Genomic DNA, 14,063 nt, shown 5'->3' on the forward strand with positions numbered 1-14,063 from the left:
TCCTAAGTTCATTCTTATTTAATAGTTTCTTTCCACCCATCCGTCAATTGTCGGAATCGGCTCCAACTGGCGGTCAGATTCTGATATAAGCTGGACATTGTCTACATACCAGCCTCGGCCGTTTACACTTCCATCTGTATCATAGCGGAAGCGGACGTATTTGGAACCTTCAGGTAATCTAACCTCCTGGCGCTGCCAGTCAATACTGCTCCCATTGATTTCAGAGAGCTGGGTCCATTTCTCTCCGTCCATGGAAACTTCCACATACCCATAATCATAATTGGCTTCTGTTCGGTACCAAGTATCAAATGTCAATGTAGAAGAACCTGGTTCTGTTTTAAAAACCAAATTATGATTTATGTTACTGCCGTAGCCGGAGAACCAGGCGCCGTCTTTGTCAGGCATGGAGACAGGAATGGCATCGGCAACGTGTCTGGCAAACTGTTGGCGAGCCGGATTGGTCGAAACAGTATTTCTTGTAGGATGTACACGGTTTGTAAGCAGTATGGCGATTGTGCCATTGTTTTTATTTATGGTTATGGATGTACCGGTATAACCTGTATGGCCCAGGGACGAGCCTTCCGAAAGGGCGTCCATATACCAGCCTTGACCTAATTCCCAACCAAGCCCGTGGCTATTAGCAGGAAATTGGGGAATCTGGTTTTCCGAAAGTAATTCGATAGTTTCCGGTTCAAGAATTTGTTTGCCGGCATAACGTCCTTTATTCAGGAATATATGGGCGAATTTAGCTAGATCATCTGCTGTTGAAAATACTCCGGCATGCCCTGCCACCCCATCAAGCGACCAGGCATTTTCATCATGCACTTCTCCCCAGACGAGCCCTCTGTCCGGAACAGCTTGATATTCGGTTGCAGCTATACGGTGTTTCAGAGATGCAGGCGGATTGTACATAGTATCGGTCATTTTGAGTGGAGAGGTGATATTTTCTTTCACGAATTCATCAAGACGCTGCCCGGATAATCGTTCAACCAGGGCACCGAGAGTGATCATGTTTAAGTCACTATAAGTATATTTTTCACCGGGTTCGGAATCCAAACCGTATTGAAAGACATAATCCAGGCGATCTGCCCGGTTTTCACCTTGTGTGTAAAGGGGTACCCATGCAGTAAAACCAGAAGTATGGGTCATCAGTTGTCTTATTGTAACCTTTTCTTTTCCATTATGAGCAAATTCAGGAATGTATTCAGAAACAGGGTCATCAAGGTGGAAGTAGCCTTGTTCAAAGAGTTTCATAGCGGCTGTCGTGGTGAAAATCTTACTAATAGAAGCGAGATCAAAAATAGTATCTTGTGACATTTTAATCGGATTGTCCATTTCCGTTGAACTATTGAGGTAGCGTACAGCATGGCCGTATGCTTTGTTTTGCACGATATGTCCACGCCTGGCGACTAATGTGACGGCTCCGGGCATTGTTCCATTGTCGATAAATGAATTCATGGAGCCATCGATGGCGAGAAGGGGACCGTCCATCATTCCTGCTCCACGTGCGGAGCCAGGGTGGAGTATTGGCGATATTTTTCCTGGAGAATCCCAGGAAAAAACAGGGTGGGCTTTCGGATTAGATAGCTTGTGACTTCGTTGTTCTTGAGTGGGTGTATTTTTCTTAGAGGTCTGCGGGCTGGCAAGTGTATAGGCAGGATTGATCAGACTGGAAACAAGGGCAACGGATAGTAAAGGTAAGAATGCTTTTTTCATAAGTTCCTCCTTTTAAAGTACTTTTCTACTACTGTTTGAAAACCTCCTTTTGTTCTGAGTAGGTAATGAGTACAGAACTTGATTTAATGGTAAAGGAATATAATTATAGTTGTCTATACCGAATTAGTCCCGTTTCCTGGAAAAGATGGTTAAGTTATCGTTAATTTATCCTAGGTAAAACCGCTTATCTTTTATTTAGTGCGGTTATATCATTAGAAAATAAAAAACCTCAGGCTAACTGGCAGCATTTGAATCAATCGATTGGTAGGCTTGTTTTATTCCTTATTACCCTTGTAACACGAGGTACATCGTAATACAATGATAGTAACCAACAATTCGAGGTGAAAACATGGATAAGGAAATGATGAAAGGAAGCATCGATCTCCTATTGCTGTCCCTTGTTTCACAAAGGGACTTATACGGATATGAAATGACTCGTATTCTGAAACAGTACAGTGAAGACGTTTATCAAATGAGCGAAGGTACATTGTATTCTGCATTAAAGCGCTTGGAAAGAAAGAAATGGTTGGACTCTTATTGGAGTGAAACCGAACAAGGCAGGAGGAAGTATTACCGGATAACCGAAGATGGCAGAAGGGAACTGGAGCAAAAACGAGCCAATTGGAAGTTAATTGAGTCACTAGTCCGGAAAAGCTCGGAGGGACTGACATGACTACTTCTTTCGACCGTTTTGTTAAAAAGATTGTGCTCCAGACAGAAGGCAATCAAGAGGAGAAAGAGGACCTTTACGAAGAGCTGCTTATCCACTTGGAACTAACAAAAGAACAGCTTATTCAAGAGGGAATGGAAGAAACAAAAGCTCAACAATGTGCAATGGAACAATTTGGTGAAGAGGAGACAGTCGGCGCCCAAATTCAGCAGGCTATGTTTCCCTATCGTAAAGAAATGCTTTTATCCCTATCGATTGCTTCGATTATTTATTCATTCATCATTTATTCGGCACAATTATTTTTGGAAGCAGATGCATATATTGTCTGGTTGCTGTTATCAGTCGCACAAAGCTCTGTCCTTTTGTTTTTCTGTCTTAAGCCGATAGCATTTTTGAATAGAAGGCGTTGGATGAATAGTTTATTAATTATTCATATCACGCTTTATTTGTTCGGTTTTTTGCTTGCGACAGGAATAAGCAATCCGATCAATGTATTTTTGACATGTTATGCAGCTATTATTTTGATTCTCTCCATCGCTTTAGTATACAGAACGACGATTTTCGACTATAACTCGATTCAACAGCCTCTGTCCAAAACAGCCAAGCGTCTCCATGCTTTGAATATTACTGCCGGCTTCATTGTCGTGGGGGTTTCTTTGTTTTTTGTCTGGGGGATTCTGGCTTTCTTTTCCGAATTTCATCCAGCTATGCTTATTTTGACTGTTCCATTTGGACTTTGGGTCGTTCTTTATATTTCCCAGATGAAACTTCTTTCGAAAAAACGGGCATTTGCTTATTTTCTGGCGTTGATACCGTTGATCTTTTCCATCACCGTATTTGTGTGGGTGGCAGTTATGATGATCAAGATGTAACAGGAGTGGTTCTATGAAAAAAAAGTACATGTTCATTATTTTTCCGACAATCATTGTCATTACATTAATTTTGGCAGGAGTCGGAATCGTTTTTAATAAATCGGAAAACGAAAAACAACAAGGTATAACGAATGTTTTTGATGTGGCTGAAGATGGAAGCATTGCCTACGTAATTTTTGATGGGGGTTCCCCGACGATTTATCTTCGTAAGAGCGGCAAGGGAGAAGAGCAGAAGATCCTGGAACTTGATAATCAAAAGACCATCCTTGATATAGATTTTTCCCCAGATGGGGAGTCGCTTGCATACATAGAGGGAGCGAAAGATGTAAAAGAAAGCACAGCTACTTCGATTTATTTGCTGGACTTGCAGCAGAAGGCAACATTTGAGGCAGTCAGCGAAAAGGCCATCATAACTGACATAGAATTCGACCCGGGAAATGCGGATGAAATCTTTTACTTACAAGCGGGGACCTTCGAAAATTATTCCCCTATAGCGAGTGCAAACCCTCATGACTACGATATACACAGTTATCGAATATCTACTGACGAAACGAAAAAGCATACTAATCTATCTAAATATGCCATGCATTCCCTGGAAGTTTCTTCTACAACAGATTCTGTTTTCGTAAGAATGGATGATGACTTGGAAGCCGAATCGGCCGAAGATATCTTTGCCTCACACCAACGGATATTCGAGATTCCTCTAGAGGAGCCAGAACAAATGAAAGCTGTAACAAGTGCCGAGAAAGATGTCTTTGATTTCGCTCTTTTACCAGAGGAAGATGGAATGATTTATCAGTCCATAAGCAACCCGGAAGAAGGCGGAACATTCGAGTATGAACTATATTATTATGATATGGAAAATAAAGAAGAAGAACAGCTGACGTTTTTGAAGGAGTATACCGACAACCCTGTTATCGACCAAAAAAACAACAAGGTTTACTTTATGGTCGATAAGCAATTCGCGCAACAGGAGTCAGATTTCCACCTATATTCTATGGATATGGATGGAAAAAATGTGAAAAATGTAGGCTTGGGGAAGGGGGAATAATGATGGAGTACTTTATGTTCGCAATATATCTGCTACTTGTATTCTGTTTATTGATCGGTGCATCCACAAAAGAAAAAAAATGGTTTGGAATTACGAGTGTATCGCTAGCTGTAGTGTTTTTCATCGGTACATTGGTGATTAAATACAACATAGGATTTTTCCAGGCGAATAGCTATGGATCGGACAGAGAGGATCTCGTGATCTTGGGAGAATGGGTGCTTCCTTTCTTTATAGCATTCTGTGTTTCTTTATTAATTTTGATAGATTACAGGTTTTTTAATTTAATGAAAGGGAAAAGTCCATCGAAAAAATGGATTGTTGGGTCTGTAGCGGTTTTTTGCAATCTCGTTTATCTAGTTTTTGGCTATTTACTCCTTTTCTTTATCGGTTTTTTTTACTTTCCTTTCGCGCCTTGATGGAGGGTCAGACAAGAACATTAGGCCATTTCCATCTTAAGACCTATGACAAATACTTAAATTATTGTTATAAATTAAAGAGAGGAAAAGCAAATATAATATTTGCACTCGAAAGCCACATGGCAATAGACATTTGACCTCCCCCAAGGTATGTCCGCCATGTGGCTTTTTTTTTGCATTAACTGCAACTTCACGACCAAACCACCCATCAACGCTCAGATAGACAAAGCCATCGAAGCAAAGAGATTCCTCTAAATAAGTTTGATGTTTATATGCAATATCCATAAACTGCGAACTAACTGCAGTGTGACTTCCTCTCGTCCTGATTAAGGCAAATGCTAAACCACCGCTTCGGCAGCATACTTCGCTTTCCTAGGGCACGGCCTCAGCCTCCGCAGCGCCGGGTTCGCACTCAGCTTGAAAAGAACATGTGGAAGTCTCGCCTTAAGTAAATTTTTCACTAGTTCGCAATTCCTCTCAACTATGCCATAGAATTTTTACCAGAAAAATCACATCCTTGATCAGGGAAGTTTTACATGTCGTTTGGTTGATGATAAATATCGGGACTTCCGCAATAGCAAATTATGGATTTATATAGTAAAATAGACTTAAATTTTATATCAAACTGTTCACGTTAATAGCAAAGCCATTCCGAAAGGGGGCGACGCAAAGCCACGGGCCTTAATCTATCAATTAGATATGGCGGCCGGGTTGCCAAGGATAGGTATTACATACTAGGCAGTTCCGGGATGGACTGCCTTTTTGTGTTTCAAAAGAGCAATCAATGTCACAATAACAGTGTAGAAAGGAAGACTATGAAACGAGATCTGAGAGAAGTGCCTTTATATATTTGGTTAATCTGTTCCGGTTTATTATTATTGACCGTTCTTTTTGATTTCTATGTAGATCAATACGATACTGCCTGGTTGCTCAATCTAGTCACAGTCGTTATTTTTTCATATTATGCCGGATTCTCTGGAGGATCGTTCGCTTTTTTCCTTATCGTATTCTTATACACAGGCTCAGAATTTGTTGAACTGTATCAACGAGAATCTTTTAACCTATCGAACTACTTGCTCAGGGTGATGATCATGTTTGTCATTTCCATGGGGATAGGCGCACTGGCGCATCGCTTGAGAAGAAAAACGAAAGATATCAACGATATTTTCAATAATATGCAATTGGCAATCTGGAGTTATGATCGAACGGAAGCGAGCATGACAGTTTCGGAGGGCAATGCTCAGATGCTCGGTCATGGACAAAGAGAGTTACACAATAATCCTGTTTTATGGAAGGAATACGTCCACCCATTCGATCAAGAGAAAATACAAGAAGCGGAGCAAATGCAGCGGGAAGGTCTCCCGACTAAACTCGAGTATCGGATCATCCGGCCGGATGGTGAAATGATTTGGATAGAAAGTAAATCAGCACCGGTTTTCAACAGATTGGGAGAGGCCACCAAAACAACGGGTGTTCTACAAGATATTTCCGAGAGAAAACAAACAGAAGAAGCTTTGCGCCAAAGAAATTTTCAACTGCAAAACCTCCTTGATACAATCGATTCTTTCGTGTGGGCATTAGACGTGAAACGGGAGAAGATTATCTTCTGTTCCAAAAACGTGGAAAAGGTATATGATTTATCCCTGGAAGAACTTATGGTAGATTATCGTGCTTGGAGGGATAAAGTCCATCAGGAAGATCTAGCCTACGTTCTTATGGATATGGGAAAAGTATATAAAGGGGAAGCAATTAAACACGAATACCGTATTGTCCATTCAGATGGCGCGATCCGTTGGGTCAGCGCAAGTTCAACTCCTGTCTTTAATGCCAGGGGAGAAGTGGTTCAAATTGAGGGAGTTACAGTCGACATCCATGAATATAAGCAAGTGGAAGAAAGGCTCAATTATTTAGCCTACCATGATACGCTCACTCAGTTGCCCAACAGGTACATGTTTATGGATTACTTGGAAAATGCCATACTGAAGGCGAAGAACAATAACTCTTCGTTCGCGATCATGTTCATCGATTTTGATAATTTCAAGAGAACCAACGATACATTGGGGCATCATGTTGGGGACTTATTTCTAAAACAGGCTGCCGATAGGATGAGATACTTGCTGGATTCGAAGGATATTTTGGCAAGGCAGGGCGGGGATGAATTTATCATCCTGCTTCAAGATATAGAAGAACAGGGTGTAAAAGTCGTGAGTGAACGCCTGTTAAGAGGTTTCATCCAACCAGTCATCGTTGGAAACAATGAAATTTTTGTCACTCCGAGTATAGGTATCTCTATGTATAAACATACGTTTATCAGTGCAGAGGAGCTAGTGAAGCAAGCAGACCTGGCCATGTATCTTGCGAAGGAAAAAGGGAAAAACAATTATCAATTTTATTCAGAGGTATTACATAATCAAAATCTTAGAAAAGTGACCCTTGAAAAGGGACTTAGGAAGGCAATCGACCGACAAGAGTTTTTTCTCCACTACCAGCCGCAGATAGAGTTATCAAGTGGGAGAGTCGTAGGAGTCGAAGCATTGCTAAGATGGAAAAATGAAGACGGTTATATATCGCCAGGAGAGTTCATACCTGTTGCGGAAGAAACCGGATTGATTGTTCCGATTGGCAATTGGGTCCTTGCAGAAGCGGTTCAGCAAAATAAATCATGGCAGGAACAAGGATGCGCCAAATTTCCGATTGCAGTAAATGTATCGGCCAGACAGTTCATGGACAAAGGTTTTGTCGATCTGGTAAAGAAGACATTGGATGAATCAGGGCTTGAACCAGAATTTTTGGAAATAGAAATAACCGAAAGCATGATGTTCGATATTGAAGAATCTGAAAAGATATTCCATGAACTAAAAGAAATGGGCATTCTGATAGCTGTTGACGATTTTGGCACTGGCTACTCGTCGTTGAATCTTGTAAAGGACCTGAACATCGATACGTTGAAAATCGATCAGTCCTTCATACAAGACATGATGGGTTCTTATAAAGGCTACCGCTTAATGAAAACAATGATTGACATTGGGAAGAACATTAACGCTGATGTGGTTGCTGAGGGGATTGAAAGAGAAGAACAGTTGACGTTTTTGATTGAAAACGAATGTGATATTGGCCAGGGTTACTTGCTGAGCAGGCCCTTACCAGCTGAAGAAATTTTTAAAGTGGTCACGAAGGCTAAGCAGAATGAGACTAAATCCCAGAGCATGTATTAAGCAAAAATTACTGCTTATATTTTGGATGACATCAAAGTCGCCTGAATAATAATTCAGGCGATTATTTATTATTTTGCCACGTAACATAGTGGCTGCAAGATTTTATCTGCAATCCAGCTTCCCCAGTCTGTTTCAAGGGTGTAAGGTAATTCTCTATCTTGTTCCACGGATGCTTCTAATAAACGATTATCCTCCATTATCTTTGCTCTTGCTTGAAGGAGGGGCTTAATTGACTCCAGACATCAAACATGTTGCCGTCAATATCAGAGAAAACAAAATTTCTCCCTGTATGTCCTCTATCTTCAATATCTCCGGTGTCCATACCCTTTTCTGTGAATTTCTTATGTAAAGTTTCCAAAGCCTCAAGTCCATCTACTTCAAAAGTCACTGAAAAGTGTTCTTTGCCTTGACTATCAATAAAGTTGGCTTTTTGGCCATGTTTGGATTTCACAAGAAAAAAGCTTTGATTAGCTAAATTAATTATTGCTTTGTCATCATCAAGGTAGTTTAGTTCGGCATTCAAATTATCAACATACCATGTAGAAGCTTTTCCGGGATTTTCCACAGGTAAATAGGTCGTTCCTACTCTTATTAGATTTTCTTTCACGTTATTCACTCCTTCACTTTATTGATTTATTTATCAGTTTCGCTAATAATAGCAGGATTCCTTTATTTGAAAGTTGATTTGAATTACAGGACATAAAAAAATTCCCGTAAAAAACAGGAATTTTTTTATCATTATTTCTTCAATTCTTTTTCAGACCCACCGACCACTACTGTCGCCGATGCATCTCCCACCACGTTGAGAGTGGTTCTGAACATATCCAGTATTCTATCGACACCAGCGATTAAAGCAATACCTTCCAAAGGCATGTTGACAGAGCTTAATACCATGGTAAGCATGATTAGACCGGCCCCTGGAACGCCAGCCGTACCAATGGAGGCAAGGACAGTTGTCAAAACGACTGTCAATAATTGAAGGAAAGATAAGTCGAGGCCGTAGAATTGAGCGATAAATACCACTGCAACCCCCTGATAAATAGCTGTTCCATCCATATTGATCGTTGCACCCAAAGGCAAGACGAAGCTGCTCACTTTCGTCGAGACACCAAGGTTTTCTTGAGTGTTCTTAAGAGTGACAGGGAGTGTTCCTGCACTGCTGGCAGTACTGAAAGCCACTAAAGCTGCAGGTGAAATCCCTTTGAAAAATTTGATTGGATTAATTTTTCCGTATATTTTCACTGCAGAAGAATAAACAATCCCGGCATGTACTAGACAGGCGATAACCACAGCAAGGATTACCTTTATAAGTGGCAGCAGGACGGACAATCCATATTCCCCGATTACAGGCGCAACAAGTCCGATTATACCAATCGGCGCTGTGTACATGATGATTGCCGTTATCTTGTACATAATCTCTGCAAATCCGTCGAAAAATTCATAGACAGGCTGTGCTTTTTTTCCGACAAATGTAATCGCCAAACCAATGAAGATAGCAAAAAATATAATTTGCAGGATGTTTCCACTGGCCAATGCATCAAATGGATTTTCCGGTATGATATTCAAGAAGGTTTCGACAACACTTTGTGACTCGGTATCGGCTGCAGCAGCTTGCTCACTTTCATTAACCGAAACATCCACACCCTCCCCGGGAGAAATGAGGAAAGCGACGGATAGACCGATGATGATTGCGACCGCTGTCGTAAGCAGGTAGTAGAAGACTGTCTTCAAACCCATCCTGCCTAATTGTTTGGGATCCCCGGAACTTGCAACACCAACCACTAATGTGGAAAGGATCAGCGGAGTGATGATGAATTTAATCAAGCGCAGGAACAAATCTCCTAGTGGTGCCAATATACTAATGGAATCGCCGAATATAATTCCAAGTGCGATAGCTACGATAAATGCAATGAATATTTGTGTAATTAAGTTGAATTTAATTTTCACGATTTTTCCTCCTTCGCTTTTAAATAATAACCTCCCAATTATAGTATAAAAACAAGGTTGGTAGAAACACAATTTTCTTTTCCCTGTAAAGTATTGGATAGGTATTTCTGCTCAACATGTTTGACATAATGCATCATAATAATATATTTTCAATATACAGAACATTCGGAATTTAATGCTTATTATTATTTCTAATGTTCCATGTAAGAAAGGGTAAGCGGTAACTAGGCTTGAAAATCTTCGAAATAAAGGAGGGCACTGCATGGAGGAATATGCATTAACAGGTTGGACGATGTTCTGGTTCGTTGTACCGATGCCCCTGTTGATTGTATGGGCTGTAATTACTTTTTTTACAGAGAGGAAGGATGAAGAGCAATGAATGCAACTTTAATCACCTTTATTGTTTATTTGGCAGTCATGATCACCATCGGCATTATTACATATAGAATGACAAACACATTGTCCGATTATGTACTTGGCGGGAGGCGCTTGAATAGCTGGGTCACAGCATTTTCCGCGGCTGCAAGCGACTTTAGTGGCTGGTTATTGATCGGGTTGCCCGGGGCCGCGTACGCAGCAGGATTCGGACAATGGAGTTTATGGATCGCTGTCGGCCTTGCCATCGGTGCCATGATTAACTGGCAGTATGTAGCCAAAAGGCTTCGTATCTATACCGAATTCTCCAAAGATTCGATTACGTTACCGGAGTTTTTTGAAAATAGGTACCGGGACAGAACTAATTTGTTAAGAGTTATCTCGGCATTATTTATTTTGGCATTCTTCCTGTTTTATACGGCATCCGGTCTTGTCGCCGGTGCAAAACTTTTTCAGGGAACATTTGAAATCGATTATCACCTCGCACTAATAGTAGGTGCTGTCATTATTGTGGCATATACATTTTTGGGTGGGTTCCTTGCTGTTAGCTACACTGATTTCATTCAAGGTTTCTTGATGTTTTTAGCCCTTTTGTTCACTTCGTTAATAGGAATTATCCAGGTTGGTGGATTTGGGGAATTATTCAATCAACTGGGTTCTATTAATACAAGTTTGCTAGATGCATTCCAGGCTACCTCTTATAGTGCAGGGGATGGAGTTTTCTGGGAAGCTGCCGGCTCAATCGGAATTGTAGGAATCATTTCCGCACTTGCGTGGGGGCTTGGTTACTTCGGACAACCCCATATCCTTGCCAGATTTATGGCAATACGATCCCACAAAGAAGTCCGCAAAGCAAGATTGATCAGCGTCAGCATGGGACTTGTCATTCCGCTTTATGGTGCATTGATTGTTGGTATGCTCGGAATTGTGACGTTTGACCAGCCATTGGATGACCCTGAACAAGTGTTCATACAGCTTGTGCAAGTGGTGTATAATCCGTGGATTGCCGGATTTCTGTTAGCTGCTGTTTTGGCAGCTATCATGAGCACAGTTGATTCTCAGCTGCTTGTTTCCTCCAGTGCACTATCCGAAGATTTCTATAGGAAATATTTGAGGAAAGAAGCGACTGAGAAAGAGCTTGTTTGGGTAGGTCGTCTTGCGGTTCTATTGATTGCTGTTATTGCTTTAATGCTGGCTTGGAATGAAAACAACTCTGTTCTGGATCTTGTCTCTTATGCCTGGGCCGGGTTCGGGGCTACATTCGGGCCTGCCATATTGTTCTCGCTTTTTTGGAGAAGGACATCTCGAAATGGTATCCTGACAGGAATCATAGTCGGGGGTCTGACAATTTTCCTTTGGGGAAATACAGGTTCGGATTTATATGAAATGGTTCCTGGATTTGTGTTTTCCAGTATCGCAATTATCCTGGTAAGTTTAATTGGCAGCGGTCCTTCAGAGGAAATAAAAGAAGAGTATGACAAAGTAATAAAGGTTAAATAGATATTAATTATTCAAAAGGAGTGAGAAACGAATGGGCGAGGAAAAGATATACGGAAACACCCCGTGCTTTCTGGGAGGGAGCAAGGTCTCTTTTAAAGACGAGAGTATAAAAGATAAAGATGTGCTTATATATGGAGTCCCATGGGAAGGGGCGGTTACATGGGGTGATTACACAGGAGCCGAGATGGGGCCTAAGGTGATCAGGCTTAGTTCGGCCAGATACTCCGGTTACTTGCCAGAACTGAACCATATTGATGTGTTGAGTCACTATACGTTGGGTGATCTCGGAGATGTGGATGTGGTGCCTGCAGATTCAGAAGAAACCATGAACAGGATTGAAAACTTCTCAAGCAATGTTTGGAAAACCAATACTTTTCCAGTTGCCTTTGGTGGAGATCACGGTATTACCTATCCAATTGTAAAAGCGTTAGGAAAACAACTGGACGGCAAAGTGGGAATTATCCATCTGGACGCTCATTATGATAACATGCCGGACCATGAAGGAGATCTATATGCGAGAAGTACACCATTCGCGCGGATGTATGAAGATGGGAATATCCGGAGCGAAAGCATTGTCCATATGGGAATTCATGGCCCCAGAAACAAACCAGAAACCGGAAAATATGCAAGCGAAGTAGGAGCGACGACTATTACTTCAAGGGAAATCAGGCAGTGCGACAGCCTGGCAGGCATGGCGAAAAAAGCATACGACATAGCAAGCGAGGGGACGGAAGCGGTATATCTGAGTATATGCAGTGATGTCTTGGATTTCGCTTTCAACCCAGGAGGGCCCGTTGATGGAAATGGCCTTACTTCCTATGAGCTGGTCGAACTTGTGCACGAGTTTTGCAAACTCGGTGTTAGAGGAATGGATCTAGTTGAGATTTATCCGAGACAGGATCCAAATGACTTTTCTTCCCATTTAGCAAGTACTATCGTATTGTATGCATTGGCGGGGAATATTCTCCGAGGGCAGAAATAAGCAAAAAGCCGGTATTTTCATTAGAAAGTACCGGCTTTAAATTTTATACATTCAGGAATGTATTTAAACAGACTTCACCGTCAAATTCTCCCTCTCTTCGACAATTCTTATCTATTTCCTGGGAAATATCGTTTCATACCAATCATTTTCAGAAAAAGCATTGTAATATTTCAGACAAAAATTTACAATGTTATAGTATAATAACTTAATAGACGAGTTTATAGAAACAGGGGAAAACGAGGTGTTGGGATTGGCAGAAAGCAGAATGTCAACGAAAAAGCGGAAGTCTGGAAAATGGTGGAAAATATCTTTAGCAATTGTTTTAGTATTGGTATTGGGAGTAGGTGCCTACGGATATTCAATCTATCATAATGCAAAACAAACAGTCGAAAAAAAGATACATGAGCCTGTACAGGCAATCGATACGACAGTAGGTAAAAAGAAAGTTAAGGACCAGGACCCATTGAACATTCTCCTTCTCGGTGTTGACCAGAGGGCTGATGATGCTGGCAGGTCTGATGCATTGATGGTTTTATCACTAGACCCGAAAAATGACGGCATGCAGCTGGTGAGTATTCCACGTGACACGCGTACCGAGATTGTTGGTAAAGGCTTTGATGATAAAATCAACCATGCTTATGCCTTTGGGGGCACAGACATGTCGATCAATACGGTGGAAAACCTTTTGGATATAGAGTTGGATTATTATGTGACCATGAATATGGAAGGACTATCCGACATGGTAGACGCAGTCGGAGGAATCACGCTAACCAATGAGCTTGACTGGGTAGATAAAGGCTATTACGAAAAAGGCTTTCACTATGCTAAAGGGGAATTAGAACTTAACGGGCCCCAGACAATGGGATACGTCCGGATGAGGTATCAAGACCCGGATGGCGACTTTGGCAGGACGAAACGTCAGCGCCAGGTGATTCAAGCGATCGTCGATAAAGGGGCGAGCATTGCTTCTGTTAACAAAGTAGATGATATGATCGATGTCCTGGGCAACAACATGAAAACAAACATGGATTTCAGTGATATGCAGAACCTTCTGAAAAATTATAACAATACGAGGAAGAACTTCGTTAGTTATCAAATGCAAGGCCAAGGAACTTATATCACAAATTCCAGTGGACAGGACATTTATTACCTAGTCGTTTCCGAGGACGAAGTGGAAAAAGTGCACAACATGATTAAAAAAGTTAAATCTTAATTTCAAACTTAGAGAGCCTGTGATTCCATCATAAGATACCCATTCACAGGCTCTTCTTCTTTTGTAAATCTGATGGTGACAAATTTTGAAAGAGATTTTCCAGGGA

At 41.3% G+C, this 14,063-nt stretch carries 12 protein-coding genes and 1 riboswitch; of the genes, 8 read left to right on the top strand and 4 right to left on the bottom strand.

The window, feature by feature from the left end; translation table 11 throughout:
• Positions 1 to 18: 18 nt before the first annotated feature.
• On the bottom strand, positions 19 to 1,716 hold the full coding sequence (locus CZ434_RS19430; RefSeq protein WP_077624636.1) for a serine hydrolase domain-containing protein: 1,698 nt from the start codon (positions 1,714 to 1,716) through the stop codon (positions 19 to 21).
• Positions 1,717 to 2,065: 349 nt separating this feature from the next.
• Between CZ434_RS19430 and CZ434_RS19435 the strand changes: the two genes are divergently transcribed.
• The 5 genes from CZ434_RS19435 to CZ434_RS19455 all read left to right on the top strand — a co-directional run bounded on the left by CZ434_RS19435 (position 2,066) and on the right by CZ434_RS19455 (position 7,940).
• On the top strand, positions 2,066 to 2,389 hold the full coding sequence (locus CZ434_RS19435; RefSeq protein ID WP_077624637.1) for a PadR family transcriptional regulator: 324 nt from the start codon (positions 2,066 to 2,068) through the stop codon (positions 2,387 to 2,389).
• Positions 2,386 to 3,258, top strand: a complete 873-nt coding sequence (locus CZ434_RS19440) for a permease prefix domain 1-containing protein (protein ID WP_077624638.1) — start codon at positions 2,386 to 2,388, stop codon at positions 3,256 to 3,258. The genes CZ434_RS19435 and CZ434_RS19440 overlap by 4 nt, the downstream gene beginning before the upstream one ends.
• 13 nt (positions 3,259 to 3,271) lie before the next feature.
• Positions 3,272 to 4,309, top strand: a complete 1,038-nt coding sequence (locus tag CZ434_RS19445) for a TolB-like translocation protein (RefSeq protein WP_077624639.1) — start codon at positions 3,272 to 3,274, stop codon at positions 4,307 to 4,309.
• A 2-nt stretch (positions 4,310 to 4,311) separates the two neighbouring features.
• Entirely contained in the window at positions 4,312 to 4,725 is a 414-nt protein-coding gene (locus CZ434_RS19450) for a hypothetical protein (protein ID WP_077624640.1), read from the top strand.
• A gap of 629 nt (positions 4,726 to 5,354) precedes the next feature.
• Positions 5,355 to 5,444, top strand: a riboswitch (cyclic di-GMP riboswitch).
• Between the two features lie 96 nt (positions 5,445 to 5,540).
• Positions 5,541 to 7,940 (top strand): EAL domain-containing protein, encoded by a 2,400-nt coding sequence (locus CZ434_RS19455; protein WP_179107323.1) that lies wholly within the window; start codon positions 5,541 to 5,543, stop codon positions 7,938 to 7,940.
• 68 nt (positions 7,941 to 8,008) lie between these two features.
• On the opposite strand, the gene CZ434_RS22715 is transcribed toward CZ434_RS19455, so the two are convergent.
• The 3 genes from CZ434_RS22715 to CZ434_RS19465 form a co-directional block, all read right to left on the bottom strand.
• Positions 8,009 to 8,137 (bottom strand): hypothetical protein, encoded by a 129-nt coding sequence (locus CZ434_RS22715; RefSeq protein WP_281252288.1) that lies wholly within the window; start codon positions 8,135 to 8,137, stop codon positions 8,009 to 8,011.
• Positions 8,137 to 8,547 carry a VOC family protein gene (locus CZ434_RS19460; protein ID WP_077624642.1) on the bottom strand — a complete coding sequence of 137 codons (411 nt, stop codon included), beginning with the start codon at positions 8,545 to 8,547 and terminating at the stop codon, positions 8,137 to 8,139. Before CZ434_RS19460 ends, CZ434_RS22715 begins: the two co-directional genes overlap by 1 nt.
• A gap of 131 nt (positions 8,548 to 8,678) precedes the next feature.
• Positions 8,679 to 9,881 (bottom strand): dicarboxylate/amino acid:cation symporter, encoded by a 1,203-nt coding sequence (locus CZ434_RS19465; RefSeq protein ID WP_077625272.1) that lies wholly within the window; start codon positions 9,879 to 9,881, stop codon positions 8,679 to 8,681.
• Positions 9,882 to 10,262: 381 nt separating this feature from the next.
• On the opposite strand from CZ434_RS19465, the gene putP reads away from it, so the two are divergent.
• The 3 genes from putP to CZ434_RS19480 all read left to right on the top strand — a co-directional run bounded on the left by putP (position 10,263) and on the right by CZ434_RS19480 (position 13,957).
• Positions 10,263 to 11,762 carry a sodium/proline symporter PutP gene (gene putP / locus CZ434_RS19470; RefSeq protein WP_077624643.1) on the top strand — a complete coding sequence of 500 codons (1,500 nt, stop codon included), beginning with the start codon at positions 10,263 to 10,265 and terminating at the stop codon, positions 11,760 to 11,762.
• 31 nt (positions 11,763 to 11,793) lie between these two features.
• Positions 11,794 to 12,744 (top strand): agmatinase family protein, encoded by a 951-nt coding sequence (locus CZ434_RS19475; RefSeq protein ID WP_077624644.1) that lies wholly within the window; start codon positions 11,794 to 11,796, stop codon positions 12,742 to 12,744.
• A 250-nt stretch (positions 12,745 to 12,994) separates the two neighbouring features.
• Positions 12,995 to 13,957 carry an LCP family glycopolymer transferase gene (locus tag CZ434_RS19480; protein WP_425442083.1) on the top strand — a complete coding sequence of 321 codons (963 nt, stop codon included), beginning with the start codon at positions 12,995 to 12,997 and terminating at the stop codon, positions 13,955 to 13,957.
• Positions 13,958 to 14,063: the final 106 nt, after the last annotated feature.

This window comes from Sediminibacillus massiliensis (assembly GCF_900156915.1).
GTDB classification, from domain to species: Bacteria; Bacillota; Bacilli; order Bacillales; family Amphibacillaceae; genus Sediminibacillus_A; species Sediminibacillus_A massiliensis.

What these genes read in the sequence shown, in the direction of transcription:
- CZ434_RS19430 (WP_077624636.1), bottom strand. Translation starts at nt 1,716, where the DNA reads ATGAAAAAAGCATTCTTACCTTTACTATCCGTTGCCCTTGTTTCCAGT.
- CZ434_RS19435 (WP_077624637.1), top strand. Translation starts at nt 2,066, where the DNA reads ATGGATAAGGAAATGATGAAAGGAAGCATCGATCTCCTATTGCTGTCC.
- CZ434_RS19440 (WP_077624638.1), top strand. Translation starts at nt 2,386, where the DNA reads ATGACTACTTCTTTCGACCGTTTTGTTAAAAAGATTGTGCTCCAGACA.
- CZ434_RS19445 (WP_077624639.1), top strand. Translation starts at nt 3,272, where the DNA reads ATGAAAAAAAAGTACATGTTCATTATTTTTCCGACAATCATTGTCATT.
- CZ434_RS19450 (WP_077624640.1), top strand. Translation starts at nt 4,312, where the DNA reads ATGGAGTACTTTATGTTCGCAATATATCTGCTACTTGTATTCTGTTTA.
- CZ434_RS19455 (WP_179107323.1), top strand. Translation starts at nt 5,541, where the DNA reads ATGAAACGAGATCTGAGAGAAGTGCCTTTATATATTTGGTTAATCTGT.
- CZ434_RS22715 (WP_281252288.1), bottom strand. Translation starts at nt 8,137, where the DNA reads ATGGAGGATAATCGTTTATTAGAAGCATCCGTGGAACAAGATAGAGAA.
- putP (WP_077624643.1), top strand. Translation starts at nt 10,263, where the DNA reads ATGAATGCAACTTTAATCACCTTTATTGTTTATTTGGCAGTCATGATC.
- CZ434_RS19475 (WP_077624644.1), top strand. Translation starts at nt 11,794, where the DNA reads ATGGGCGAGGAAAAGATATACGGAAACACCCCGTGCTTTCTGGGAGGG.